Annotated in this window: 19 protein-coding genes and 1 pseudogene; 12 read left to right on the forward strand and 8 right to left on the reverse strand. The window is 63.7% G+C overall.

Going from position 1 to position 26,131, the window contains the following annotated elements; translation table 11 throughout:
* Window positions 1-73 precede the first annotated feature (73 nt).
* Window positions 74-2,347 (reverse strand): annotated as a pseudogene (locus tag EJ077_RS27205) (NADP-dependent malic enzyme); the annotation flags it as partial.
* 113 nt (window positions 2,348-2,460) lie between these two features.
* Window positions 2,461-3,486 (reverse strand): glycosyltransferase, encoded by a 1,026-nt coding sequence (locus EJ077_RS27210; protein ID WP_245458564.1) that lies wholly within the window; start codon window positions 3,484-3,486, stop codon window positions 2,461-2,463.
* A 341-nt stretch (window positions 3,487-3,827) separates the two neighbouring features.
* Here EJ077_RS27210 and mutS point away from each other — a divergent pair, with 341 nt between their 5' ends.
* The gene (gene mutS, locus EJ077_RS27215) at window positions 3,828-6,557 is read left to right on the forward strand and encodes a DNA mismatch repair protein MutS (RefSeq protein ID WP_208697709.1); all 2,730 of its coding nucleotides are present in this window, start codon (window positions 3,828-3,830) and stop codon (window positions 6,555-6,557) included.
* Window positions 6,558-6,603: 46 nt separating this feature from the next.
* Here mutS and EJ077_RS27220 read toward each other — a convergent pair whose 3' ends face one another.
* The 3 genes from EJ077_RS27220 to EJ077_RS27230 form a co-directional block, all read right to left on the reverse strand.
* The gene (locus EJ077_RS27220) at window positions 6,604-7,449 is read right to left on the reverse strand and encodes an aldo/keto reductase (RefSeq protein ID WP_208697711.1); all 846 of its coding nucleotides are present in this window, start codon (window positions 7,447-7,449) and stop codon (window positions 6,604-6,606) included.
* A gap of 92 nt (window positions 7,450-7,541) precedes the next feature.
* Complete coding sequence (locus tag EJ077_RS27225; RefSeq protein ID WP_127277847.1) at window positions 7,542-7,934, reverse strand: DUF305 domain-containing protein; 393 nt, start codon at window positions 7,932-7,934, stop codon at window positions 7,542-7,544.
* 42 nt (window positions 7,935-7,976) lie between these two features.
* Window positions 7,977-10,484 (reverse strand): heavy metal translocating P-type ATPase, encoded by a 2,508-nt coding sequence (locus EJ077_RS27230; protein WP_208697713.1) that lies wholly within the window; start codon window positions 10,482-10,484, stop codon window positions 7,977-7,979.
* Window positions 10,485-10,736: 252 nt separating this feature from the next.
* Here EJ077_RS27230 and EJ077_RS27235 point away from each other — a divergent pair, with 252 nt between their 5' ends.
* The 8 genes from EJ077_RS27235 (at window position 10,737) to EJ077_RS27270 (ending at window position 20,661) form a co-directional block, all read left to right on the forward strand.
* On the forward strand, window positions 10,737-11,498 hold the full coding sequence (locus EJ077_RS27235) for a glycosyltransferase family 25 protein (protein ID WP_416859535.1): 762 nt from the start codon (window positions 10,737-10,739) through the stop codon (window positions 11,496-11,498).
* A gap of 315 nt (window positions 11,499-11,813) precedes the next feature.
* A complete protein-coding gene (locus tag EJ077_RS27240) occupies window positions 11,814-12,617 on the forward strand; it encodes a glycosyltransferase family 25 protein (protein ID WP_208697718.1) in 804 nt (267 codons plus the stop codon).
* A gap of 132 nt (window positions 12,618-12,749) precedes the next feature.
* Entirely contained in the window at window positions 12,750-13,547 is a 798-nt protein-coding gene (locus EJ077_RS27245; RefSeq protein WP_208697721.1) for a glycosyltransferase family 25 protein, read from the forward strand.
* An 88-nt stretch (window positions 13,548-13,635) separates the two neighbouring features.
* The gene (locus EJ077_RS27250; protein ID WP_208697723.1) at window positions 13,636-16,437 is read left to right on the forward strand and encodes a [protein-PII] uridylyltransferase; all 2,802 of its coding nucleotides are present in this window, start codon (window positions 13,636-13,638) and stop codon (window positions 16,435-16,437) included.
* 46 nt (window positions 16,438-16,483) lie between these two features.
* On the forward strand, window positions 16,484-18,091 hold the full coding sequence (gene murJ, locus EJ077_RS27255) for a murein biosynthesis integral membrane protein MurJ (protein WP_208697725.1): 1,608 nt from the start codon (window positions 16,484-16,486) through the stop codon (window positions 18,089-18,091).
* Window positions 18,092-18,266: 175 nt separating this feature from the next.
* A complete protein-coding gene (gene trpS, locus EJ077_RS27260) occupies window positions 18,267-19,334 on the forward strand; it encodes a tryptophan--tRNA ligase (protein ID WP_127277841.1) in 1,068 nt (355 codons plus the stop codon).
* Between the two features lie 119 nt (window positions 19,335-19,453).
* A complete protein-coding gene (locus tag EJ077_RS27265) occupies window positions 19,454-19,945 on the forward strand; it encodes a universal stress protein (protein WP_010913128.1) in 492 nt (163 codons plus the stop codon).
* 146 nt (window positions 19,946-20,091) lie between these two features.
* Window positions 20,092-20,661 (forward strand): NifU family protein, encoded by a 570-nt coding sequence (locus EJ077_RS27270; RefSeq protein WP_027142904.1) that lies wholly within the window; start codon window positions 20,092-20,094, stop codon window positions 20,659-20,661.
* A gap of 197 nt (window positions 20,662-20,858) precedes the next feature.
* Here EJ077_RS27270 and EJ077_RS27275 read toward each other — a convergent pair whose 3' ends face one another.
* Window positions 20,859-21,476, reverse strand: coding sequence for a L,D-transpeptidase (locus EJ077_RS27275; protein WP_208697727.1), 618 nt, complete (start codon window positions 21,474-21,476; stop codon window positions 20,859-20,861).
* A 225-nt stretch (window positions 21,477-21,701) separates the two neighbouring features.
* Between EJ077_RS27275 and cueR the strand changes: the two genes are divergently transcribed.
* The 3 genes from cueR (at window position 21,702) to EJ077_RS27290 (ending at window position 23,972) form a co-directional block, all read left to right on the forward strand.
* Complete coding sequence (cueR, locus tag EJ077_RS27280; RefSeq protein ID WP_245458809.1) at window positions 21,702-22,181, forward strand: Cu(I)-responsive transcriptional regulator; 480 nt, start codon at window positions 21,702-21,704, stop codon at window positions 22,179-22,181.
* 203 nt (window positions 22,182-22,384) lie between these two features.
* Complete coding sequence (locus EJ077_RS27285; protein ID WP_208697729.1) at window positions 22,385-22,855, forward strand: nucleoside deaminase; 471 nt, start codon at window positions 22,385-22,387, stop codon at window positions 22,853-22,855.
* Window positions 22,856-23,471: 616 nt separating this feature from the next.
* Entirely contained in the window at window positions 23,472-23,972 is a 501-nt protein-coding gene (locus EJ077_RS27290; protein WP_181178694.1) for an MmcB family DNA repair protein, read from the forward strand.
* Between the two features lie 11 nt (window positions 23,973-23,983).
* Here EJ077_RS27290 and nhaA read toward each other — a convergent pair whose 3' ends face one another.
* Window positions 23,984-25,177 carry a Na+/H+ antiporter NhaA gene (gene nhaA, locus EJ077_RS27295; RefSeq protein ID WP_208697731.1) on the reverse strand — a complete coding sequence of 398 codons (1,194 nt, stop codon included), beginning with the start codon at window positions 25,175-25,177 and terminating at the stop codon, window positions 23,984-23,986.
* A gap of 325 nt (window positions 25,178-25,502) precedes the next feature.
* The gene (locus tag EJ077_RS27300; RefSeq protein WP_015314185.1) at window positions 25,503-26,066 is read right to left on the reverse strand and encodes an ActR/PrrA/RegA family redox response regulator transcription factor; all 564 of its coding nucleotides are present in this window, start codon (window positions 26,064-26,066) and stop codon (window positions 25,503-25,505) included.
* Window positions 26,067-26,131: the final 65 nt, after the last annotated feature.

Here is a 26,131-nt window from a genome sequence, read left to right on the forward strand (position 1 = left end):
AAGGTGCCCGCGCCGCGCTTCGGGCTTGTCTGATGCAGAAGCTTTCGTCTGCCAGGCGGGGACGCTCCTCAAGTCCCGCCGTATAAGCCGCGATCGCCGCCATATTCACGATATCGCTGTCCTTCGCGTTCAGCGAGACGATCTGCACCGGCTTGTTCAGGCCGACCAGCAGCGGGCCGATGACGGTCGAGCCGCCGAGTTCCTGCAGCATCTTGGTGGAGATCGAGGCGGAGTGGAAGGCCGGCATGATCAGCACGTTGGCCGGGCCGGTCAAGCGGATGAACGGGTACTGCGCCATGGCGCGGGCGTTGAGCGCCACGTCGGCGGCCATTTCGCCGTCATATTCGAAATCGACGCGGCGTTTGTCGAGGATGCGCACAGCTTCCTGGATGCGCTCGGAACGCTCGCCCTGCGGATGGCCGAAGGTGGAATAGGCGAGCATGGCGAGCCTCGGTTCGTAGCCCATGCGGCGGGCGAAGCCTGCCGCCTCCTCGGCGATGTCGGCGATCTGCTCGGCGTTGGGCATGTCGTGGACGGCGGTGTCGGCGACGATCACCGTGCGGCCGCGCGCCAGCACGATCGAGGCGCCGATGACGCGGTGGCCGGGCTTGGCGTCGATGACGCGCCTGATATCGTCGAGCGCGGTGGAATAGTTGCGGGTGACGCCAGTGACGATGCCGTCGGCGTCACCCAGCGCCACCATGCAGGCGGCGAAATGGTTGCGATCGTTGTTGATCAGCCGCTGGCAGTCGCGGAACAGGAAGCCTTTGCGCTGCATGCGTTCGTAGAGATAGTCGGTGTAGATCGAATTGCGGCGCGACAGGCGCGCGTTGATGATCTCTATGCCTTGTTTGTTCAGGTCGATGCCGGCGTGCCTGGCGTTCTCCTTGATGACGTCGTCGCGGCCGAGCAGGATGGCCGTGCCGAGCCGCTGGTTCACATAGGAGACGGCGGCGCGCATCACCTGCTCCTCCTCGCCCTCGGCGAAGACGATGCGCTTGGGCTGGCGGCGCACGCGGTCGTAGATGCGCTGCAGGGTCGAGGCGATCGGGTCGCGGCGAGCGGAAAGCTCCTGCGCGTAGCGGTCGAGATCGAGAATCGGCTTGCGGGCGACGCCCGAATCCATTGCCGCCTTGGCCACGGCAATCGGGATGGCCGAGATCAGACGCGGGTCGAACGGCACCGGAATGATGTAGTTGGGGCCGAATTTCGGCCGGTTGCCCTGATAGGCGGCGGCGACGTCGTCGGGCACGTCCTGGCGGGCCAGTTCGGCGAGAGCACGGGCGGCGGCGATCTTCATGTCGTCGTTGATGGTGGTGGCCCTGACATCCAGCGCGCCGCGGAAGATGTAGGGGAAGCCGAGCACATTGTTGACCTGATTGGCATAATCCGAACGCCCGGTGGCCATGATGGCGTCGGTGCGGATCTCGGCCACTTCCTCCGGGGTGATCTCCGGATCGGGATTGGCCATGGCGAAGATGATCGGGTTCTTGGCCATGGACTGCACCATGGCGGTGGTCAGAGCGCCCTTGGCGGAAAGACCGAGGAAGACGTCGGCGCCGTCGAGCGCTTCGGCCAGAGAACGCGCATCGGTCTTGACCGCATGCGCCGACTTCCACTGGTTCATGCCCTCGGTGCGGCCCTGGAAGACCACGCCCTTGGTGTCGCACAAGGTGATGTTTTCGGGCGAAAAACCCATCGCCTTCATCAGTTCGATGCAGGCGATGCCGGCGGCACCCGCGCCATTGCAGACCAGCTTCGTGGTCTTCATGTCGCGGCCGGTTACCTCCAGCGCATTGATCAGGCCGGCGGCCGAGATGATGGCCGTGCCATGCTGGTCATCATGAAAGACCGGGATGTCCATCAGTTCGCGCAGACGCTGCTCGATGATGAAGCACTCCGGCGCCTTGATGTCTTCCAGGTTGATGCCGCCGAAGGAGGGCCCGAGGAAGCGCACGCAGTTGATGAACTCGTCGGCATCCTCGGTGTCGACCTCGAGGTCGATGGAATCGACGTCGGCGAAACGCTTGAACAGCACCGACTTGCCTTCCATCACCGGTTTCGAGGCCAGCGCGCCGAGATTGCCGAGGCCAAGGATGGCGGTGCCGTTGGAGATGACGGCGACCATGTTGCCGCGCGTCGTATAGTCGAAGGCTCTCGATGGGTCCTCGGCGATGGCGCGCACGGGCACGGCGACCCCAGGCGAATAAGCGAGGCTGAGATCGCGCTGCGTCGTCATCGGTTTGGTGGCGACGATCTCCAGCTTGCCGGGCCGGCCCATGGCATGGAATTCGAGCGCTTCCTGTGCGCTGACGGACGGACCGTTGTTCTCGGTTTTCCTGGCCATGATGCTTCTGATTTCCTCGCCGGTGCGGCACCTCCTTGAAGCGGGTGCCCGTGTGCTTGCGAATTAAGACTACGGGCCGCCGCGTGTAAACCACGAAGCTCTGCGAAGCTGCTTCAAAGCGGACGCGCCCGGTCAGGGACTGCGCTAGCTTGAGGGAATGCAGCAATCTCACGTGCATGCTCGCGTAACGTGGCCCAGCGCATCAAGGTCCCAGCACCCTGAAACGGCCATTGAGGGAATGGCGGGTCGCTGCTGCCCAGGCGCTGCTTCAGCGCCGACAGATAGGCCGTCAGCTCCAGCCGTCCGGTCCGCACTTTTTCCAGCGTGCGTCGGCGTATTTCCTGACGCGGAATGGCGCGGTCGCGGAGCCGCTCGACCGCGCGCCTGATGGCGGCCGGCTCCGGCTCGACGATCACGCAATAGTCCGGGTCGAAAAAGACGTCCCGGCCGCCAAGGCTTGGCGTGCTGACGATCGGCAAACCGGCGAGCAGATATTCCATCGAGGAGTACATCGCCCCCTCCTCGGCCGACAGGCAAAGTCCGACGGCGGCCTGGTTGTAGACGCCATTGACTTCCGGCGTGGCCAGCTTGGCGGTCATGCCGTCGACGATCGGGTTTGCGATGTGGTGCAGCGGCGACTGCGCCTGCAGGCAGCGGACAAAGGCGCGAGCGCCAGCCGGTGATATCTCGCCTATCGAAAAGGTGACATGGACCAGCCTTTCGATGTCCAGCGCCAGATAGTGCCGCTTGGTGTGCGAGATGCGGCCGTTATAGACGGCATCAAATTCGACGGGAATATCCGGCAATGGCCGAAAGATGTCCTCTGAGACCATCAGATTGTGGTTGGAGAAGATCGCGGCTCCGCCGACAGCGGTGACCAGACGACGCTCCTCCTCGGTGTTGCAGAGAAAAATCAGCTTGTGAAGCGGAAAACGCTCTCGGTACCAGGCGAGATCCACGCCCATCCTGTTGACGACGGCCGGCCGCTCCAATGTCCAGTTCGGCGACAGCAGCAAGGTCGCACGCCGCTCTGCCAGCCGACGGCCGATGGCGGCAACGGTGGAGAGGGGGCGTGCGCCACCGATCGGCGTGTAGAGTATCAGCGGATCGTGACTGACCGCATAAACCGAAACGACCATGCCCCGTCGACATCCCGCAATGGGCCATGGGCCGGGAGAAGGAAGGGTATCCGCTTGGCGGCCGAACGCCGCGCCTTGCCAAGAAGCTTGCCTGCGCGCGACGCGATGTCCAGTCGCAACCGCCCAGAGGGCGACCGGACTGGACCGATCATCTCCTCGAACATTTCCTGGCCAAACCTGTCCATCGACCCTGCCCTGTGCGCAACTGATGATTAGGTCCGCCATCATGGCGTTGCAATGCCTCCGAAGCCGTCGAACGACGATGCGGCAGGGCAGTCTTCCCCTGCTTTTCGATGGCCTGGCATTAAACCCCGCCACCACATCTGCTAGCGTGCCGTGCCATGAACATGCACAGCCCGAACGAGCCCGACGCCGCTCCCGAGTTGACGGCGGCGCCACAGCCAGCCGGCGCCGTCACGCCGATGATGGAGCAATTCATCGAGATCAAGGCGGCGAATCCGGATTCGCTGCTGTTCTACCGCATGGGCGATTTCTACGAGCTGTTCTTCGACGATGCTGAGAAGGCGAGCCGGGCGTTGGGCATCGTGCTCACCAAACGCGGCAAGCACCAAGGCCACGACATTCCGATGTGCGGCGTGCCGGTGCATGCGGCCGACGACTATCTGCAGAAGCTGATCGGCCAAGGGTTCCGCGTCGCCGTCTGCGAGCAGATCGAGGATCCGGCCGAGGCGAAGAAACGCGGTTCCAAATCGGTGGTGCGCCGCGACGTGGTGCGACTGGTGACGCCGGGCACCATCACCGAGGACAAATTGCTGGCGCCGTCTGAATCGAGTTTCCTGATGGCGCTGGGCAGGGTGAAAGGTGGAGCGGACCACGCCTTCGCCTTGGCCTGGATCGACATCTCGACCGGTGCCTTCCGCGTCGCCGAGACCTCCGCCGACCGGCTGATGGCCGACATCTTCCGTGTCGATCCGCGCGAGCTTATCATGGCCGAGCCGGTCTTCCATGATCCCGAGCTGAAGCCGGTGTTCGACGTGCTCGGCCGCATTGCCAGCCCGCAGCCGCCTTCGCTGTTCGATTCGGCCTCGGCCACGGGGCGGATCGCGCGCTTCTTCGAGGTGGCGACACCAGACAGTTTCGGCACGTTTTCGCGCGCCGAACTGTCGGCCATCTCAGGCGCCATCGCCTATGTCGAGAAGACGCAGAAGGCCGAGCGGCCGCCGCTGTCGCGCCCCGAGCGCGAGGAGCAGGGTTCGACGCTGTTCATCGATCCGGCGACGCGCGGCAATCTCGAACTGTTGCGCACGCTGTCCGGCAGCCGCGAGGGTTCGCTGTTCAAGGCGATCGACCGCACGGTGACCGGCGGCGGCGCAAGGCTGCTCGCCGACCGGCTGATGGCGCCGCTGACCGACCCGGCGGCCATTGTCGCGCGGCTGGATTCGGTGTCGTTCTTCCGTTCCGAAGTGCGGCTTTGCCAGGCGGTGCGGATGAGCCTGAAGAGCGTCGCCGACATGCCGCGTGCGCTGTCGAGGCTGGCCCTCAATCGCGGCGGCCCACGCGACCTCGGCGCGCTGCGCGCCGGCTTCGAGGCGGCTGGCGCCATCGCCGAGACCTTTGCCGCGACCGTTCTGCCCCAGGAATTGGCCGGCGCGATGGCCGCGATTCAAGCGCTGCCCAAGGCACTCGCCCAGCATCTCACCCAGGCGCTCGGCGAGGAACTGCCGCTGCTCAAACGCGACGGCGGTTTCGTTCGTGGCGGCTATCATGTCGAACTCGACGAAATGCGGGCGCTGCGCGACGAGTCGCGAAAAGTGATCGCCGGGCTGGAGCGCTCTCTGATCGAGGAGACCGGCATCCGTTCGCTGAAGATCCGACACAACAACGTGCTGGGCTACTACATCGAGGTGACGGCCAACCATCATGCAATCATGACCGGCAGCGATGGCGCCAAGGCGCGCTTCATCCACCGCCAGACCATGGCCAACGCCATGCGCTTCACCACGACCGAGCTCGCCGAACTCGAGACCAAGATCGCCAATGCCGCCGACCGGGCACTGAGCATCGAACTGGCAGCCTTCGATGCGCTGACGGCGGAGGCGGTCGGCGAGGCCGAGGCGATTCGCGCCGGCGCCGATGCGCTCGCCGTGCTCGATGTATCGGCGGCCCTCGCACTGTTGTCGGAAAGCGAGGCCTGGTGCCGGCCGGTGGTGGATTCCAGCCTTGCCTTCGAGATTTCCGGCGGGCGGCATCCGGTGGTCGAACAGGCGCTGCGCCGTTCGGGCGAAGGCCCGTTCGTCGCCAATGATTGCAACCTCTCGCCCGAGGGGACTGCCAGGAACGGCGCGATCTGGCTGCTGACCGGCCCGAACATGGGGGGTAAGTCGACGTTCCTCAGGCAAAACGCGCTGATCGCGATCCTGGCCCAGACCGGCTCCTTCGTGCCGGCGGCGTCTGCCCATATCGGCGTCGTCGATCGCCTGTTCTCGCGGGTCGGCGCTTCGGACGATCTGGCGCGCGGCCGTTCGACCTTCATGGTCGAAATGGTCGAGACCGCGGCGATCCTCAACCAGGCCGGCGAACGCGCGCTGGTGATCCTCGACGAGATCGGCCGCGGCACCGCCACCTTCGACGGCCTGTCGATCGCCTGGGCGGCTGTCGAATATCTGCACGAGAAGAACCGCTGCCGGGCGATCTTCGCCACCCATTTCCACGAAATGACGTCGCTCGCCGGCAAGCTGGCGCGGCTTTCCAACGTCACCATGCGGGTCAAGGAATGGGAAGGCGACGTCGTTTTCCTGCACGAGGTCGGCAAGGGTGCGGCCGACCGGTCCTACGGCGTGCAGGTGGCGCGGCTCGCCGGCTTGCCGGATGCCGTGGTCGAGCGGGCCAAGGCGGTGCTGCATCAGTTGGAGGAGGGCGAGGTCTCCGGCAAGGCCAACCGGCTGGTCGACGACCTGCCGCTGTTTTCGGTGGCGGTGAAACGGGAAGCGCCAAAGCCGGTCAAGAGCGACGCGCTGGGCACAGCGCTCGGCGAGATCAACCCCGACGAGATGACGCCGCGCGAGGCGCTGGAGGCGCTTTACCGGCTGAAAGGACTGGCGGGGAAGTAATCTTGCAAATCTGGGCGGCGCCTGCGGAATCGGCAGCACCGCCGACTCAGATCATCTCAAGCCCGCGCTTGCGCGTCGGTGGCGGGAACGCACGGTCGAGATCGGCAATGTCTTGCGGCGTAAGCTTTATGTCCAACGCGGCGACATTCTGGCGGACGTGCTCCTGGCTGCCGGCCTTGGGGATGGCGATGACGCCGTCCTGCTGCATCACCCAGGCCAAGGCGATTTGCGCCGGGGTCGCAGCGTGGCGGGCGGCGACGGCGTCAAGCCTGGCATTGCGCGCCAGCGCGCCTTGCTCGACCGGCGAATAGGCCATCAAAGGGATGCCGCGTTTCCTCATCCAGGGCGCCAGATCGAATTCGGGGCCGCGGCGAACCAGATTGTAGAGCACCTGGTTGGTCTGGACATCGCCGCCGTCGCGCAGGCCAGCCAGTTCCTCCATGTCCTCGGTGTCGAAATTGCTGACGCCCCAATGCCGTATCTTGCCGGCTTTTTTTAGCGCCTCGAAGGCTTCGACCGTTTCCGATAGGGGCACGCTGCCCGGCCAGTGCAGCAGATAAAGGTCGATGCGGTCGGTGGCGAGGTGCTTCAGGCTGTTCTCGCAGGCGCGCTGCACGCCGGCCCGTGAAGCGTTGGAAGGCAAGACCTTCGAGACCAGAAAGACCTCGGCGCGGCGCCCGGCGATGGCTTTGGCCACCACTTCTTCCGCACCGCCGCCGGCATACATTTCGGCGGTGTCGATCAGCGTGACGCCGAGGTCGAGACCGAGCTTGAGGGCATTTACCTCGTCGGAGCGGCGCCGCGAATCCTCGCCCATTTTCCACGTGCCCTGGCCCAGAACGGGTATGGCCTCGCCGTTGGGCAGCGTGGTGGTTCTGACGCTCGATTCCATGGCACGGCTCCGTCGGTACTCGATCGCATTGAGGCCTCGACGAGACTCCGCAAGGAGTTCTCGCCGGGCCCTGCTTAGAGATGCCGGGAAGCTTACTTCACCGGATGGGCGGCGAGCCAGTCCTGCATCTGCTTGATTTCGGCTTCCTGCGCCGCGATGACGCCTTCGGCGAGTTTGCGGATTTCCGGATCCTTGCCGTTGGCCAGTTCGACCTTGGCCATGTCGATCGCGCCCTGATGATGCGGAATCATGCCGCGGACAAAATCGACATCGGCGTTGCCGGTATATTGCGAGGCCATCATGTCGGTATGCATCTTGTCCATCGCCGCCTTGTAGCCCGCCGTCGAAGGGCTTTCCGCCCCCATGGCCATGGCGCCCATGTCGTGCTTCATCTCCTCGCTCTGCGCCGGCACGCTTTCGAGGAAGACGGCAAGCAGCATTCCGGCCGCCATCAGCAGCAGCACGAGTTTTTTAGCCAAGGTCATTCATGGTCTCCTGTTGGTTTGGTGTCGTATCTGGGGTTAATCTCAGAGTTTCAACGTTCGGAGCCGCAATGCGTTCGCGATCACCGAGACGGAGGACAGGCTCATCGCCGCCGCCGCCAGCATCGGCGACAGAAGCGTGCCGGTAAGCGGATAGAGCACGCCGGCCGCGACCGGCACGCCAAGCACATTGTAGAGGAAGGCGAAGAACAGGTTCTGCCGGATGTTGCCGATGGTCGCCCGGGCCAGGGTGCGGGCGCGGACGATGCCGTTGAGGTCGCCCTTGACCAAGGTGATGCCGGCGCTTTCGACCGCGACATCGGCGCCCGTTCCCATGGCGATGCCGACATCGGCGGCGGCAAGCGCCGGCGCATCGTTGACGCCGTCGCCGGCCATGGCGACGCCGGCACCCCTGCCGCGCAGTTCGTCGACGAGCGCTGCCTTCTGTTCCGGCAATAGACCTGCCCGAACCTCGTCGATGCCGAGACTTGCCGCGATCGCCTTGGCCGTACGCTCATTGTCGCCGGTCGCCATGATGATCCTCAGCCCACTGTCATGCAGCGCCTTGATCGCGTCTGCCGTGGTCGCCTTGACCGGATCGGCGACGGCGACGATGCCGGCCAGCTTGCCATCGACAGCGACGAACATCGCCGTCTTGCCATCGCCCTGCAATGCTTCCACGCGAGCCAGGATCGCGGAAACGTCGATGGCGAGATCGGCCATCATCGCGGCATTGCCGAGCGCGACCTTCTTGCCCGACACCGTGCCGGAAACACCCTTGCCGGTAACCGCCTCGAAGCTGCTGGCCTCGGCGATCTTCCCGCCGCGCTGCCCAGCCCCGTCGACGATGGCCTCGGCCAGCGGATGCTCCGACCCTTTCTCCAGGGTCGCGGCGTACACCAGCAATTCGTCCTCGGAAAAGCCCGTTGCCGCGACGACATCGGTCAGTTTCGGCCGGCCCTCGGTCAGCGTGCCGGTCTTGTCGACGATCAACGTGTCGACGGTGGCGAAGCGTTCGAGCGCGGCCGCTTCCTTTATCAGCACGCCGGCATGCGCGCCGCGCCCGGTGGCGGTCATGATCGACATCGGCGTGGCGAGGCCCAGCGCACACGGACAAGCGATGATCAGCACCGAAACCGCCGAGACGATGGCGAAGATCAGACTGGGCTCGGGGCCGAAGATTGCCCAGGCGACGAACGCGGCGATGGCGACCAGGACGACGGCCGGGACAAAGTAGAAGGAAACGCGGTCGGCCAGGCCCTGGATCGGCGCGCGCGAGCGCTGTGCCTTGGCGACGAGTTCGACAATGCGCGACAGCGTGGTCTCGGCGCCGATCCGTTCGGCGCGCATGATCAGCGAGCCGTTCTTGTTGAGCGTGCCGCCGGTCAAGGCGTCGCCTTCGGCCTTTTCGACCGGCAAGGGTTCGCCCGTGATCATCGATTCGTCGATGGAAGAGCGGCCTTCCAGCACCGTGCCGTCGACCGGCACAGCATCGCCGGGACGGATGCGCAGGCGATCGCCGGTCTTGACGTCGTCCAGTGCTACGTCGGTCTCGGAGCCATCCTCGGCGATCCGCCGCGCGGTCTTCGGCGCGAGATCAAGCAAGGCGCGGATCGCCGATCCGGTCTTTTCGCGGGCGCGCAGTTCCAGCACCTGGCCGAGGAAGACCAGCGCGACGATGACAGCGGCTGCCTCGAAATAGACCGGCACCGTACCGCCGTGGCCGCGGAACTGGTGCGGAAAGATGTCCGGGAAGAGCGTGGCGACGACGCTGTAGAGATAGGCGGCGCCGACGCCCAGCGAAATCAGCGTCCACATGTTGGGGCTGCGATTGAGGATCGAGTCCCAGCCGCGATGGAAGAACGGGAAGGCGGCCCACAGCACCACAGGGCTCGCCAGGACCAGTTCGATCCAGACCTTTGCGCGATCCTCGACCAGACCCTCCAGCGACAGGCCGACCATCGGGGCCATGGCGATAAACAGAAGCGGGACTGACAGCACCGCGCTCACCCAGAGTCGTCTCGTGAAATCGACCAGTTCGGGATTTGGCCCTTCATCGCCCGTCGGCACACCCATGGGCTCGAGCGCCATGCCGCAGATCGGGCAGGAACCGGGCTTGTCGCGGACGATCTCGGGATGCATGGGGCAGGTGTATTGCGTGCCCTTGGGCATCGGCGCCGGTGCCGGCCTGTCGCCGAGATAGGTTTGTGGCGCCGCCTCGAACTTCGCCTTGCAGCCGGCGGAACAGAAATAGAAGCCTTGGCCTTCATGGCGGACGAAATGTTTCGCCGTCGAGCGGTCGACGCTCATGCCGCAGACAGGGTCGGTGGCCGTCAGGTAGCTTTCAGGCTCGGACTGGAACTTCGAACGGCAGCGCTCGCTGCAGAAATGATAGAGGCGGCCGCCATGCTCTGATGTCGGCTTGCCGGCCGCCGGATCCGAGGTCATGCCGCAGACCGGGTCGCGCGGAACCGCATTCGCGGCGGCGCCTTTGGGCGCGCAACAGCCGCCATGCGAGCCATGCGTATGATGATCGTGATCTGAATGCGTCATTCCGAAAATGCCTTGATGTCACTGCTTCGAGCCCGAGGTAGTGCTTCCAGTAACTGGAAGGTCAAGGGCTGTTTTGATTTCCGATTCGGGCGCCGTGAAATCGATCGAACACCCCCTGCACAAAGGCACGTCTCGTGCTAAAACTTTGCTTGCTAATACTACTCGCCGCGTCACGTTCATCTCGCTAGATTTCGGTCGACAATGAAGTGCCTAGTCATAAACCTCGATCGGTCCCCGGACCGACTTGCCCATATGAGAGCAGAGTTCAGCCGTATCGGCGTCGCCTTCGAGCGCGTCGTGGCCGTCGACGGACACAGGCATCCCGAACTCGAACAGCAACCTCAGCATCCAATGTATGGATCCCGGCAACTATCGAGCAGCGAAATCGCCTGCCTGCACAGCCATCGGGCCTGCTGGTCGATCCTGGCGCGGGACGAGGCGCGCTACGGCGCCATCTTCGAGGACGACGTGGTCTTCTCCGCCAATGCCGGCTGCCTGCTTGCCGACAGCGGCTGGATCCCGGCCGACGCCGACATCGTCAAGCTGGAGACGTACTTCCGCAAGACCATAATCCAGCGGATGAGGATTTCCGCCGGTCATGGTTTTTCCGTGTCAAGGCTCTGCAAGTTCCATCCGGGAACCGGAGGCTACATCATCTCCAGGCAGGCGGCGCGCGATCTCCTCGAAGCAACCGAAAGAATCAACCTGACTGCCGATGACCTGATCTTCAACCCGGCGTTCGCGACATGGTCGAGCAACGCGATCTACCAACTCGTCCCGGCATTGTGCGCACAGGATCAGGTCCTCGGCGACAGGGCGCTGGGGATGCCAAGCCTGCTCGACCACGGACGCGAATCCAAATGGGTTGCCAGCGGCTTGATGACAAAACGCCGGCGGCCGATGACCGAGAAGATCAGGATCGAGATCGGGCGGGTCGTGGAATGGATCGTCGATTTCTGCAAGTTGCGGCGACGGACCGTCATCCCTCTCGATTCGCCGGGGACAAGGGATTAGCCAGGCTTCTCCGGGATCCACAGCGCCACCGGAACCGGCCGCACGTGCCGCCCACAGGGGGCAGCTCCACCCAGCTCACCAAGATGCCGTCGAGCAACCGAATCGAATTCCGTTTCGCGGCCGGCGTCGCGGAAATAGAAACTTATCCTGCGTCCAGAAACGGTTCGTCGATTTAGTAACCGGAAGCTCAAGAGCCGCTTCGGCGCTGCTCGTTGCATTGCACCTCGGGGTTCCTGACGAAATAATCATGCGACGCGGCACCATATGTGCTAGAGGGCGGCGACAGTCTCCTGAAACTATAGATTTTATTCGAAAATGAAGTGCCTGGTCATCAATCTCGATCGATCCCCTGATCGGCTTGCCCATATCGCTGCCGAGTTTGCCCGCATCGGCATCGCGTTCGAGCGCGTCGCGGCAGTCGATGCAAGGCAGCATCCCGACCTGGTGCTGCGGCCCCAGCATGCCCGGTACGCCGAGCGACGCCTATTCGGCAGCGAGATCGCTTGCCTGCACAGTCACCGCGCTTGCTGGACCATCATTGCGCAGGACGACGCTGCCTATGGCGCCGTGTTCGAGGACGACATCGTGTTTTCCGCGAAAGCCGGTGCGCTGCTTGCCGATACGGGCTGGGTTCCGGCCGACGCCGAAATCGTCAAGCTGGAGACGTTCTTCCACAGAACAGTCGTCCATCGGGCGGGTACCCCTGCCGGCCGTGGTTTTTCCGTGTCCAGGCTGCGCAAGAACCACATGGGATCCGGAGGCTACCTGCTTTCCAGGCAAGCGGCACGCGACCTTCTGCGGGCGAGCGCGAAGGTCAATGTGGCGGTGGACAGTCTCATCTTCGATCCCGCATTCGCAACGGCAGCCGGCAAGACGATCTACCAACTTGTTCCCGCGCTCTGCGCGCAGGACCAGTTCCTGCGCAACAGATTGCCCAGCCTGCTCGATCGGGAAAGGCAAGCCGAGTGGACCGCAAGCGGGCAGGCCACAAAACGCCGAAGGCCATTGTCCGAGAAGGTAGGAGTGGAAGCCAGGCGGATCGCCGAGTGGATCATTGACCACTGCAGGCTGCGGCGACACGCGATCATCCCCCTCGATCCGCCCGAAGCAGGACGATAGACCTCTTGCCGGAACCGCCGGCATGCTCATTTCGTCGCACCGCAAATTAGCCCCAGAAATGATCAGCAATCCCCGGAACGTCACGTGCTAGACGGCTCTGGCGATCCGCCGAAGGTAAAGCTTGCGTCCTATATGAAGTGCCTTGTCATCAATCTCGATCGTTCTCCCGAGCGGCTTGCCCATATGACCGCCGAGTTTGCCCGCATCGGCATTGGGTTTGAGCGAGTCGCCGGGATCGATGCCAAGCAACATCCCGACCTGGTGCTGCAGCCGCAGCACGCGATACACGCCATCCGGCCTCTCTCCGGCAGCGAGATCGCCTGCCTGCATAGCCATCGTGCCTGCTGGACGATCATTGCCAAGGGCGACGCCCCGTACGGTGTCGTGTTCGAGGACGACATGGTCTTTTCCGGCAAAGCCGGTGCATTGCTCGGCGATACGAGTTGGGTGCCAGCAGACGCGGACGTCGTGAAGCTCGAGACGTTCTTTTCCAGAACCGTCATCCAAAGGAGAAGGACTTCCGCCGGGAACGGTTTTCCCATGGTCCGGCTCCGCAAGGGCCATCCTGGGGCTGGGGGTTATCTCCTCTCGCGGCAAACCGCATGCGACTTCCTGGAAGCAACGGCGCAGGTCAACATAGCTGTCGATGATCTCATCTTCGACCCCACTATTTCAGCCGGCAAGACTGTCTACCAACTCGTTCCAGCGCTCTGCGCGCAGGACCAGTTCATCGGCGACGGGCTGCCAAGCCTGCTTGACCCGGAACGGGATGCCGCGCGGACCGCGAGTGGACTTATGACAAAGCACAGGAGGCCGACAACCGTGAGAATCGGCAGGGAAGCCGGCCGGGCAGCGCGGTGGATCACCGATTTCTTTAAGCTGCGGCGGCGGATTGTCGTCCCGCTCGCTCCAGTCGAGGCAAACGACTAGAGCGTTTGCCGGATTGACAGCAGGCCATACCCAGCGCCGAGAAAACACGCTATAGACGCCGCCCAAAAGGCAAGGCCAACCGGTATCCATGGCGAAAATCTCCCTGAAGCTCGATGAACTGATCGACGGCGATGCTTTACGCCGCGAGATGACGGCGCTGACCGCGGCCAGCGCCGGCGACGGTTCCAGCCAGTCCATCCGTGCTGCCGTGCTTCAGCTTCTCAAGGGGCGCCTCGCCGAGGGCCGCAAGACAGCCGAGGCCATGCTGATGCAAGATGGCGGCGGCAACGCCTGCGCCGAACGGCTGTCGCACCTGATGGACGAGCTGATCCGGGCGCTCTACGATTTTGCCGCGACGCATGTCTACCGGGTGAAGAACCGGTCCTCGGCCGAACGCATGGCGGTCGTTGCCGTCGGCGGCTATGGCCGCGGCACGCTGGCGCCGGGATCCGACATCGACCTGCTGTTCCTGCTCCCCTACAAGCAGACGCCGTGGGGCGAACAAACGGTCGAGTACATGCTCTACATGCTGTGGGACATGGGGCTGAAGGTCGGCCATGCCACCCGCAACATCGATGAGTGCCTCAGGCTGTCGCGCACCGACATCACCATCCGCACCTCGATCCTGGAGGCGCGATTCCTGTGGGGCGAACGCAAGCTCTATGATGAGCTGATGCTGCGCTTCGACCACGAGGTGGTGCGCACGACCGGCCCGGAATATGTGCAGGCCAAGCTCGCCGAACGCGACGAGCGCCATGCCAAGGCCGGCGAAAGCCGCTATCTGGTCGAGCCCAACGTCAAGGACGGCAAGGGTGGGTTGCGCGATCTGCAGACGCTGTTCTGGATCGGCAAGTATTTTTACCGCGTGCGCACTGGCGAGGAACTGGTCGAGAAAGGCGTCTTCACCGAGGCCGAGTATCGTGAGTTCCAGAAGGCCGAGGATTTCCTGTGGGCGGTGCGCTGCCACATGCATTTTCTCACCGGGAAGGCCGAGGAGCGGCTGCACTTTGACATCCAGCGCGAGATCGCCGAACGGCTCGGCTATACGACCCATCCCGGCCTGTCGGCGGTCGAACGCTTCATGAAGCACTATTTCCTCGTCGCCAAGGATGTCGGCGACCTGACCCGCATCTTCTGCGCCGCGCTGGAAGAGGAGCAGGCCAAGCACGTTCCGGGCTTCAACCGCATCTTCCTCACCTTCCAGCGCCGCAAGCGCAAGCTTGCCGGCACGTCAGACTTCATCGTCGACAACCATCGCATCAACATCGCCGACGACCAGGTGTTCGAGCGCGATCCGGTCAATCTTCTCAGGCTGTTCTGGTTCGCCGACAAGCACGGGCTGGAATTCCATCCCGATGCGCTGAAACTGCTCACCCGTTCGCTCGGCCTGGTCAACAAGTCGCTCAGGCGCGACGAGGAAGCCAACCGGCTGTTTCTCGACATATTGACCTCGGACCGCAACGCCGAACTCAACCTGCGGCGCATGAACGAGGCGGGTCTGCTGGGCCGGCTGATCCCGGATTTCGGCAAGATCGTCGCCATGATGCAGTTCTCGATGTACCACCATTACACGGTCGACGAGCACCTGATCCGCTGCATCGGCGTGCTGGCCGAGATCGAGCGCGGCGATGGCGAGAAGGTGCATCCGCTGTCGCATTCCCTGATGCCGGGCCTGAAGAAGAGCCGCGAGGCGCTTTATGTCGCCGTGCTGCTGCACGACATCGCCAAGGGCAGGCCTGAAGACCATTCCGAGGCCGGCGCCAGGATCGCAAGGCGGATCTGCCCGCATATGGGGCTTTCGCCGGCCGATACGGAAACCGTCGCCTGGCTGGTCGAGAACCACCTCGTCATGTCGATGACGGCGCAGACCCGCGACCTCAACGATCGCAAGACGATCGAGGACTTTGCCTCGATCGTGCAGTCGGTCGAGCGGCTGAAGATGCTGTTGATCCTGACCGTCTGCGACATCAGAGGCGTCGGACCGGGCGTGTGGAACGGCTGGAAGGGCCAGTTGCTGCGTACGCTCTACTACGAGACCGAATTGCTGCTGACCGGCGGTTTTTCGGAAGTCTCGCGCGCCCAACGTACGGCGGCCGCGCGCGAACGCCTGGCGGAGGCGCTCGCCGACTGGCCCGACAAGGCGCGCAAGCGCTATGTCGGACTGCATTATGAAAACTACCTGCTGACCGTGGACCTGCCGGACCAGCTTCGCCACGCCGAATTCATCCGCGAGGCGGACGCGGCGGGCAACAAGCTCGCCACCATGGTCAAGACCCACCAGTTCGAGGCTGTGACCGAAATCACCGTGCTGGCGCAGGACCATCCCCGTCTTCTCTCGGTCATTGCCGGGGCATGCGCCGGCGCCGGCGGCAACATCGTCGACGCGCAGATCTTCACCACGTCGGACGGCCGCGCGCTGGACACGATCCTGATATCGAGGGAGTTCGACCGCGACGAGGACGAGCGCCGGCGCGCCGAGCGCGTCGGCAAGCTGATCGAGGACGTGCTGTCGGGCAAGAGCTGGCTGCCGGAAATGATCGAGAAACGGACCAAGCCAAGGCGCGGATCCAAGGTGTTCAAGATCCCGCCGCGCGCCGAAATCCGCAACGCGTTGTCGAACCGGTTTTCGGTCATCGAGGTCGAGGGGCTCGACCGGCCCGGCCTGCTGTCGGAAATCACCGGGACGCTGTCCGACCTGTCGCTCGACATCGCCTCGGCGCATATCACCACTTTCGGCGAGAAGGTCATCGACACCTTCTATGTCACCGACCTCACCGGCCAGAAGATCGACAGCCCGGCCCGCATCGCCACCATTCGCAACAGGTTGATAGCGACGCTCGAAGGCGCGGCACTCGAACGCGGCGGCAAGGCCAAGGCAGCCGCCGAGTGACGGCCATCATCTCCTTCTTCCATTCCCACAGGCAGTTTGCGAACGCATGAGTCTCGTCAAGAAATTCGCCACCGTCGCTTCCGGCACGTTGATGAGCCGTGCGCTCGGTTTCGGCCGCGAGATGCTGATGGCAGCCGCTCTGGGCACCGGACCGGTCGCGGACGCCTTCAACGCCGCCTTCCAGTTCCCCAACACGTTTCGCCGGCTGTTCGCCGAGGGCGCCTTCAACGCCGCCTTCGTGCCGCTGTTCGCCAAGGAAATCGAGACGCACGGCACGGACGGCGCCAAGCGATTCTCGGAAGAAGTGTTCGGGGTCCTGTTCTCCGCGCTCTTGGTGCTGACCATCGCCATGGAACTGGCAATGCCGCTGATCGTGCGCTACCTGGTGGCACCGGGCTTTGCCGACACGCCGGGCAAGTTCGAGACGACCGTCACGCTTGCGACGATCATGTTCCCCTATCTCATCTGCATGTCGCTCGCTGCCATGATGGCGGGCATGCTGAACTCGCTGCGCCGCTATTTCGCGGCGGCGATCGCGCCGGCTTTCCTCAACATCATCCTGATCAGCGTGCTTGGCTACGCCTGGTACCATGGGCTGGATGCACATGCTGTCGGCTTCGCCCTGTCCTGGGGCGTGCTGGCGGCCGGCATGGTGCAACTCGCCATCGTCTGGGTGGCGGTGCGCAATGCCGGCATCTCGATCGGCTTCCGCCGGCCGAAGATGACGCCGAACGTGAAGCGGCTCCTGATCCTGGCTCTGCCGGCGGCGATCACCGGCGGCATCACCCAGATCAACCAGCTGATCGGCACGGCCATCGCCTCGGCGCAGGACAGTGCCGTCTCCTCGCTAGCCTACGCCGACCGCGTCTACCAGCTGCCGCTCGGTGTCGTCGGCGTCGCGGTGGCGATCGTTCTGTTGCCCGAACTGTCGCGGGCGCTGAAATCCGGCAACCTGATCGAGGCGGCCAATCTGCAGAACCGTTCCGTCGAATTCACCCTTTTCATGACCTTGCCTGCGGCGGTGGCGCTGTGGGTGATGTCGGAGCCGATCGTGCGGCTGGTCTACGAGCGCGGTGCCTTCGCCACCAACCATTCGACCCCTGTCGTGGCGGCGATCCTGGCGATCTTCGGTCTCGGCCTGCCGGCCTTCGTGCTGATCAAGGCCTTCACCCCAGGCTATTTCGCCCGCGAGGACACGCGCACGCCGATGATCTTCGCCGCAATCTCCGTGGCGGTGAACGTCGCCACCGCGCTGACGCTGTTCCCGAGGATGGGTGCGCCCGGCATCGCCGTGGCGTCCGCCGTCGCCGGCTGGGTCAACGCGCTGATGCTGCTTGCCGTGCTGATCCGGCGCGGCCATTGGGGTCGCGACGTTCCGCTCCTGAAACGCATCCCGCGTCTCATGCTGTCAGCGGTGGTAATGGGTGTCGCCCTCTATTTTGCCGAGCATTATTTCGCCGTCAGGCTCGGACCGGGCTCGCCGCTGGTGATCAAGGCAACGACCGTGCTAGCGCTGGTGGCGGGCGGGGCGACCCTCTATTTCGCCACGGCGTTCGCCACGGGCGGCGCCGATTTCGGCATGATCCGGCGCAACGTCAAGCGCAAGGAAGCGAAGGTCGGCCCGTCCGTTGCAAAATCAGAACTCGATGAATGAAACGCCAGGCCAGCCGGCCTCGCCGCCTCTTGATCCTCTCCGCACTCTCGTCCATAAGCGCGCCGTCGCAAGACTTTCGCCGCGCGCGGTTTCCAGCCGCGTGATTGGCTCCGAAAAGTCTGCAACTTTTCGGAAGCACGCTTATACGGCCCTCCACAAGCCATGAGGAAAACACATGTCCGCCTTCAAGCCCCTCGTCTTCTCCGGTGTCCAGCCGACCGGCAATCTGCATCTCGGCAACTATCTCGGCGCCATCAAGAAATTCGTCGCCCTGCAGGATACGTCCGACTGCATCTACTGCGTCGTCGACCTGCATTCGCTGACCGCCCAGCTCGTCCATGACGACCTTGCCGACCAGACGCGGTCAATCACCGCGGCGTTCCTCGCCTCCGGCATCGACCCGAAGAAGCACATCGTCTTCAACCAGTCGCGGGTGATGCAGCATGCCGAGCTCGCCTGGATATTCAATTGCGTCGCGCGCATCGGCTGGATGAACAAGATGACGCAGTTCAAGGACAAGGCCGGCAAGGACCGCGAGAATGCTTCGCTGGGCCTGCTCGCCTATCCCTCGCTGATGGCCGCCGACATCCTGCTCTACCGCGCCACCCATGTGCCGGTGGGCGAGGACCAGAAGCAGCACCTGGAATTGACCCGCGACATCGCCCAGAAATTCAACAATGATTTCTCCAACCGCATCGCCGGTCTTGGCGTCGGCGTCGAGATGCAGGTCGGCGAGGAGACGGTGAACGGCTTCTTTCCGATCACCGAACCGGTCATTGGTGGCCCGGCGGCGCGCATCATGAGCCTGCGCGACGGGTCGAAGAAAATGTCGAAGTCGGACCCGTCGGATCTGTCGCGCATCAACCTGACCGACGATGCCGACACCATCTCGAAGAAGATCCGCAAGGCCAAGACCGACCCGGAGGCTTTGCCGAGCGAGGTCGACGGACTGGAAAGCCGGCCCGAGGCGGAGAACCTGGTCGGCATCTATGCGGGCCTCGCCGAAATGTCGAAGGCCGATGTGCTGAAGCAATTCGGCGGCCAGCAATTCTCCGTGTTCAAGCCGGCACTGGCCGATCTCGCGGTGGAGAAACTGGCGCCGATCGCCAGCGAGATGCGCCGCATCCAGGGCGACCGCGCCTATGTCGACGCCGTGCTCCGGGATGGCGGCGAACGCGCTGGCGTGCTGGCCGAGACGACAATGAAGACGGTGCGCGATATTATCGGGCTGCTGCAGGGCTGAGCCCGATCGTCAATGCGCCGCCTCGTACCGGCCCAAGACATACTGGCCTATGGCCGGCGGCTTGCCGCCAGCCTGCCGCGGTGGCAGATTGCGGCCGAAAAGATACCGAGTAGATAGACATGGTCTCCAAACGCCTCAGCCGCGAAGCCGGTCATCGCAGGAAATTCCTGACGATCATCGATGACACGCCGGAATGCGAACGCGCCGTCGCCTACGCCTCGAAGCGGGCGCAGAGCACCAGCGGCACGCTGGTGCTGCTCTACGTCATCGTGCCGGACGACTTCCAGCACTGGCTGGGCGTCGAGAAGATCATGCGCGAGGAGGCGAACGCCACGGCGCGCGCGGCGCTGGACGGCTACGCCAACAAGGTGCGCCAGAAGCTCGGCATCGAACCGGAGATGGTCGTGCGCGAAGGCAAGCCGACCGAAGAGATCCACAAGCTGATCGAGGAAGACCAGGACATCGCCATTCTCGTGCTGGCGGCCGGCGCCGGCAAGGAAGGGCCAGGCCCGCTGGTCGGCGCCGTGGCCGGCAAGGGTGCGGCCTTTCCGATCCCGGTGACCGTGGTGCCGCAGAATCTGTCGGATGAGGAAATCGACAGCCTCGCCTGAGCCCGCCCGGGATTCAGTCCCCCAGCCAGCAAAAACATTCCGCGGGCCAGCCATCTGGGCGATGCGTTTCGCTTGAATGTCCCGCCGATAGAGCCTATTTAGAACTATTCCAAACTAGTTGCCCCAAAACGGGCATGGAGACGGCCATGTTCATCCAGACCGAGTCGACGCCCAATCCGGCGACGTTGAAGTTCCTGCCTGGCAAGGAAGTGCTGCTCGAAGGCACCGCCGATTTCCGTGATGCCGACAGTGCGGCGACGGCCTCGCCGCTGGCTGGGCGGCTGTTCGAAATCCCCGGCGTCACCGGTGTCTTCTTCGGCTATGATTTCATCACCGTGTCGAAGGACGGTCCGGACTGGCAGCACCTGAAGCCGGCGATCCTCGGCGCCATCATGGAGCATTTCATGTCCGGCGCGCCTGTCATGGCCAAGGCTGGCCCCGCCGCCGAGACCAGCCAGACGGGCGAATTCTACGACAAGGCCGACGAGGAACTCGTCATCACCATCAAGGAGCTGCTCGACACGCGCGTGCGCCCGGCGGTCGCCCAGGACGGCGGCGACATCACCTTCCGCGGCTTCGAGAACGGTACTGTGTTCCTGCACATGAAAGGTGCCTGCGCCGGTTGCCCGTCGTCGACGGCGACGTTGAAGCATGGCATCCAGAACCTGCTTCGCCATTTCGTGCCCGAAGTGCAGCAGGTCGAACAGGTTTCCTGATTTCTTCTTCCGCGCCGCCTGTCGATCTGCGGGCACGGCCTGAAATATCCTATCCGCGAACAACAAAAAACCGGGCCGAATTGCCCGGTTTTCTGTTTGGGACGTCCGTTGTTGCCTAGACGGTCCGCGTATGAAAGGCGACTTCCAATTTAACCACGATATGCCGAAAAAGCGGACAGGCTTTCCGGCATCATGGCCTAAAGAACGATGACCTTCGCGCCGACCTCGGCGCGATCATAGAGGTCGATGACATCCTGGTTCATCAGCCGGATACAGCCCGACGACATCGCCTTGCCGATCGAGTTCCATTCCGGGCTGCCGTGCAGGCGGTAGCCCATGTCGCCGCCCTTGTTGAACAGGTACATGGCGCGCGCGCCGAGCGGGTTCTTCAGCCCAGGGTCCATGCCGTCGGCGAACTTGGCGAGTTCCGGCTGGCGCTTGATCATCTGCGAGGGCGGCGTCCAGGTCGGCCATTCGCGTTTGATGGCGATATGGGCGGTGCCGTGCCATTCGAAGCCCTCGCGGCCGACGCCGATGCCGTAGCGGATGGCCCGGCCGTCACCCTCGACGAAGTACAGGAACTTGTTCTGCGTATCGACGATGATGGTACCCGGCTTTTCCTTGGTGTCGTAGCTGACTTCCTGGCGATGGTACTTCGAGGGCACCTTCTCGATCGGAATGCGCGGCAGCTGGTAACCGGCATCGGTCACCGCGCCATAGTCGTTGGAAAAGATCTGCCCACCGATGGTGCTGCAACCGGCAATAGCGGTGGACAGTGCCAATGCGGCAATTATTGCAAGCGACTTCATGCGCATGTGGTGATCCGGTGCCCTGCCCAACTAGAGCGGCACGAGTCGGCCGCTTTCTCGCCATCATTCATGCTGGCATTTGCTTTGCTTGCCAAGCACACGATGCCTATATGCGGGGACTTACGTGCTGGTATGCGTATCACTATGGCATTTCGGCAACATACTTCACCGGATTGTGAAGGAAATTCAATGGGGCCTGAATCACAGGCCCCGCAAAATCGAGGACCCGCCATGAATGTCGGCGACGCCGCCCACCGCTCAGGCCTGCCGGCCAAGACCATCCGTTACTACGAAGAGATCGGCCTGATCGCGCCCGCGCGCGCCGCCAATGGCTACCGCGATTATTCCGGCGACGACATCCACCGGCTGGCCTTCCTGCGCCGCGCGCGCAATCTCGGCTTTTCCATAGACGATTGCCGCCAATTGATGGCGCTCTACAAGGATCGCGGCCGCGCCAGCCACGACGTGCGTGCAATCGCCGCCGCCCATGTCACGGCCATCGAGGAGAAGGTGCGCGAATTGCAATCGATGCGCTCGACACTGCAGAAGCTCGTTCACGCCTGCCACGGCGACGAGCGGCCGGATTGTCCGATCCTGGATGACATGGCGGGGGCGGCGTTAGTCAGCGACAAACCCCAGCGCAGGATCGATGGACAACGTGTTGAAGACGGTGATCAACGCAAGGGGGCCGAAGGGCGACAAGCCGGATAGCCCGAGATCCTCAAAGCCCGGTCCCGCCCCATGACCGATCGTCTGGATTCCGCGGTGGTTGTTGGCTGCTAGCCGCCCTGCTACGCCTCCGGGAAGGCCGCCAGTCGGTTCGTGTCGTATATTGCGCGCTCTAATATGAGCGTAGGGTATAAGCACTGCCGCTGTTCCTACTGACCGGTGACCCCAGTGATCGGAGAGACCGCATGACCCGCGACCAGATGCTCGCCCACCTTCGCGCCGCCGATGCGGTCGCTCGCGAGGCTGCCGCGCACGGCCATCATCCGTTCGGTGCGGTGCTGGTCGGCCCCGACGACGCGATCCTCATGCGCCAAGGCAATATCGACACCGTGCATCACGCCGAGACCGAACTTGCGCGGCGCGCGGCGGCGGCCTATTCGCCGGAATTTCTCTGGACATGCACGCTGGTTTCGACCGGCGAGCCCTGTGCGATGTGCACCGGAACGCTCTACTGGGCGAATATCGGCCGGCTGGTCTACGGCTTCGAGGAAACCGAGCTCCTCGCGCTGACTGGCGACCATCCCGAAAATCCGACGATGAGCCTGTCCTCGCGCGTTGTGCTCGGCTCTGGACAGAAGAAGATCGAGGTTCACGGCCCCTTCCCCGAAATTGAGGCCGAACTGCTCGCGGTGCACCGTGGCTTCTGGCAGAGGTAATGGTTCTTCGCGCCCAAGGCTGGGTTGTCAAATATACTATCAGGGATTGTATAGTCGACAGACCCAACTTCCGATACCGATCTCGCGATGCCACCTATTCACGAGTGGGGCCGGGGGAGCAGAATGATCCGTATAGCAATCGTCGTTGCCCTTGCCGCAAGTGCAACCGCGTGCACTAGCCAAGCGAATGTTCCTTATTCGAGCAAGGTAACGTGCACAAACCATACCGGATACGCTGAACTTCCCGGCGGGCAGCTTGTGCCAATGAACATTAAAGAGTGTATCCCGGACACATCCCGGAAATCCTGCCTCCAGTATCTTGACCGTCGCACGGGCAATATTACGGTCGTGTGCACCCCGCTAACCCGCAAAGCTACCGATCCGAAAGCTCGCGCTAGGCAACTAGGAAATGGCTGAAAGACAAGGGCTTCTAGCGCGACCCAGCCCCAAACCAGCGGATGAACTAGCCCCGTTTGTGCCCTGTTTGCCTGTGAAACCCGGGGATCACAGCGGATTCACTCGCCGGCAGCATTAGGAATCGCTTAGGTTGTGTTACGCTAGGAGATCGAATCGTACCGGGTTCAAACCGTGAACAAAATCTGGCATGGTGCCTGGCATGCCAATCATCTCCCCGATTCCCCTGAATCCTCTGATAGACGGCCGCCAGTCCGAGCGCGCCATGCTGGTGCGGCGCGGCGTGCAGCGGTTGCTGATGCAGATGGGCGCGCATGTGCTGCCTGAGCTGTCGCTGGCCACCGGCCGGCGTGCCGACCTCGTGGCGCTGACCCGGCAAGGCGATATCTGGATCATCGAGATCAAATCCTCGATCGAGGATTTTCGCGTCGACCGCAAATGGCCGGACTATCGGCTGCATTCCGATCGGTTTTTCTTTGCCACCCATCCCGGCGTGCCGGCGGAGATTTTTCCGGAAGAGTGCGGCTTCATCCTCTCCGACGGCTATGGCGCCGAAATCCTGCGCGACGCACCCGAACACCGCATGGCGGCGGCAACGCGCAAGGCGCTGATGCTGCGCATCGCCCGCGCCGGTGCTTCGCGGCTGCTGGCGGCGGAGCTTGCGGGTGTCGCCGTGCCGGCGCTGGAGGGCGAGAGCGAGTAGCCCTTGCAGGCCTACTCCCCCACTTCCTCCCCACCCGCAGCCGGCGCCATGAGCAGCACCGCGGCACCGAGCAGCGCGGCGATGAAGGAACCGGCGAGAATGCCGACCTTGACCGCGTCCTGCAGCGCTACGTCGCTGGCGAAGGCGAGCAGGCCGATGAACAGGCTCATGGTGAAGCCGATGCCGCACAGCAGCGAGATGCCCAGCATGTGCATCCAGCCTGCATGGGCCGGCAGGTCCGCAAGGCCGAAGCGGATGGCGAGCGCGGAGGAGCCGAACACGCCGACCAGCTTGCCGAGGACGAGACCGGCCGCGACGCCCAGCGTCAGCGGTTCGATCAGGGCGCCGAAACTCAGGCCGGCGAGCGAAACGCCGGCATTGGCAAAGCCGAAGATCGGGATGACGATGAACGCCACCAGCTTGTGCAGGCCATGCTCGAGCCGGTGCAGCGGCGAATGGTCGAGATCGTGGCCGATCCCGGCGGAGCGTTCGAGCGGAATGGTGAGCGCAAGTGCCACGCCGGCCAGCGTGGCATGGACGCCCGACTTCAATACCAGCACCCACAGGATGGCGCCAAGCACGAGATAGGGCACCAGGCTCATCACCCGCATGCGGTTGAGCACGACGAGCACGGCGATGACGGCGAAGGCCGCGCCGAGATAGGCCAGCGACAGGCCGCTGGTGTAGAATATGGCGATGATGATGACCGCGCCAAGGTCGTCGATGATGGCAAGCGCTGTCAGGAAGACCTTCAGCGAAGCCGGCACGCGGCTGCCGAGCAGCGACAGCACGCCGAGCGCGAAGGCGATATCGGTGGCGGTCGGGATCGCCCAGCCGGACAATGCGGCCGGATTGTTGCTGTTGACGGCGACATAGACCAGCGCCGGCACCACCATGCCGCCTGCCGCGGCAATGCCGGGCAGCACCCTGCGCGGCCAGGTCGAGAGTTGGCCATCCAGCATCTCGCGCTTGATCTCCAGCCCAACGAGCAGGAAGAACACCGCCATCAGCCCGTCATTGACCCAGTGCGAGACGCTGAGCGGGCCGAGATAGGCGTGGAGAACGGCGAAATAGGTTTCGGCAAGCGGCGAATTGGCGACGATCAGGGCAAGGGCCGCCGCCACCATCAGGATGATGCCGCCGGCCGCCTCGCTGTCCAGGAATTCGCGGAAGACGGAAACCGGCCGCTGCTTCTGATCCTGCATGGTCGCCTCCGTTTTTCTAGCCTGACGGCCAACGTCGTTTTACAATGATGCGCAGGCGTCGTTGACGATGCAAGGCGCCTTAGTTTCGTATGAGTTCACATGGCATATCCTATGCTTGGGAAATCGGCCGAAACTCCCATCGCTTCGTCATCCACGGGCGGAGCAAGGAGCGTAGCGACGCGGAGCAGATCCGGGGATCCATGCCGCGACTGCAGCGCGTTGCCACGGAGCAATATTCTGCTCCGTTTGCATTCAGTGCCAGGTCAGGGCATGGGTCTGCGCTCCGCTTTGCGTCGCTACGCCCAAGGATGACGAAGTTCGGGTCTCAGCGCGGCGCGCGCTTGGCCAGGATCCGCTGCAGCGTACGGCGATGCATGTTGAGCCGGCGCGCGGTCTCGGAGACGTTGCGTTCGCACATTTCGTAGACGCGCTGGATATGTTCCCAGCGGACACGGTCGGCCGACATCGGGTTTTCCGGCGGGGCGGCGCGCTCGCCGGTGGTGCGGGTCAGTGCGGCAAAAACATCGTCGGCATCGGCCGGCTTCGAAAGATAGTCGACGGCGCCGAGTTTCACCGCGGTCACCGCGGTGGCGATGTTGCCGTAGCCGGTCAGGATGATGGTGCGGGAATCCTCGCGCTTCTCGCGGATGGCGGCGACCACGTCGAGGCCGTTGCCGTCGCCCAGCCGCATATCGACCACGGCATAGGCGGGCGGATTGGCGCGGGCCTTGCCCACGGCCTCCTCGACGCTCTCCGCCGTCTCCACCACGAAGCCCCTGGTTTCCATGGCACGGGCCAGACGGGTCAGGAACGGCTTGTCGTCATCGACGATCAGAAGCGAGGTGTCCTCGCCTTCAACCATAGGCCCACTGTTTTCATCGCCTGTCATCGTCTTAAAAAATTCCTGCTGCCTTATTTTTACGCAGATATAGTTTTGCGGGGCTATTGTCCAAT

This window comes from Mesorhizobium sp. M8A.F.Ca.ET.057.01.1.1, from assembly GCF_003952565.1.
Taxonomy (GTDB): Bacteria; Pseudomonadota; Alphaproteobacteria; order Rhizobiales; family Rhizobiaceae; genus Mesorhizobium.

Bases quoted from the DNA above. Each gene is read 5' to 3' on its own strand.
- EJ077_RS27210 (WP_245458564.1), bottom strand. From the start codon at position 3,486: ATGGTCGTTTCGGTTTATGCGGTCAGTCACGATCCGCTGATACTCTAC.
- mutS (WP_208697709.1), top strand. From the start codon at position 3,828: ATGAACATGCACAGCCCGAACGAGCCCGACGCCGCTCCCGAGTTGACG.
- EJ077_RS27220 (WP_208697711.1), bottom strand. From the start codon at position 7,449: ATGGAATCGAGCGTCAGAACCACCACGCTGCCCAACGGCGAGGCCATA.
- EJ077_RS27225 (WP_127277847.1), bottom strand. From the start codon at position 7,934: ATGACCTTGGCTAAAAAACTCGTGCTGCTGCTGATGGCGGCCGGAATG.
- EJ077_RS27230 (WP_208697713.1), bottom strand. From the start codon at position 10,484: ATGACGCATTCAGATCACGATCATCATACGCATGGCTCGCATGGCGGC.
- EJ077_RS27235 (WP_416859535.1), top strand. From the start codon at position 10,737: ATGAGAGCAGAGTTCAGCCGTATCGGCGTCGCCTTCGAGCGCGTCGTG.
- EJ077_RS27240 (WP_208697718.1), top strand. From the start codon at position 11,814: ATGAAGTGCCTGGTCATCAATCTCGATCGATCCCCTGATCGGCTTGCC.
- EJ077_RS27245 (WP_208697721.1), top strand. From the start codon at position 12,750: ATGAAGTGCCTTGTCATCAATCTCGATCGTTCTCCCGAGCGGCTTGCC.
- EJ077_RS27250 (WP_208697723.1), top strand. From the start codon at position 13,636: ATGGCGAAAATCTCCCTGAAGCTCGATGAACTGATCGACGGCGATGCT.
- murJ (WP_208697725.1), top strand. From the start codon at position 16,484: ATGAGTCTCGTCAAGAAATTCGCCACCGTCGCTTCCGGCACGTTGATG.
- trpS (WP_127277841.1), top strand. From the start codon at position 18,267: ATGTCCGCCTTCAAGCCCCTCGTCTTCTCCGGTGTCCAGCCGACCGGC.
- EJ077_RS27265 (WP_010913128.1), top strand. From the start codon at position 19,454: ATGGTCTCCAAACGCCTCAGCCGCGAAGCCGGTCATCGCAGGAAATTC.
- EJ077_RS27270 (WP_027142904.1), top strand. From the start codon at position 20,092: ATGTTCATCCAGACCGAGTCGACGCCCAATCCGGCGACGTTGAAGTTC.
- EJ077_RS27275 (WP_208697727.1), bottom strand. From the start codon at position 21,476: ATGCGCATGAAGTCGCTTGCAATAATTGCCGCATTGGCACTGTCCACC.
- cueR (WP_245458809.1), top strand. From the start codon at position 21,702: ATGAATGTCGGCGACGCCGCCCACCGCTCAGGCCTGCCGGCCAAGACC.
- EJ077_RS27285 (WP_208697729.1), top strand. From the start codon at position 22,385: ATGACCCGCGACCAGATGCTCGCCCACCTTCGCGCCGCCGATGCGGTC.
- EJ077_RS27290 (WP_181178694.1), top strand. From the start codon at position 23,472: ATGCCAATCATCTCCCCGATTCCCCTGAATCCTCTGATAGACGGCCGC.
- nhaA (WP_208697731.1), bottom strand. From the start codon at position 25,177: ATGCAGGATCAGAAGCAGCGGCCGGTTTCCGTCTTCCGCGAATTCCTG.
- EJ077_RS27300 (WP_015314185.1), bottom strand. From the start codon at position 26,066: ATGACAGGCGATGAAAACAGTGGGCCTATGGTTGAAGGCGAGGACACC.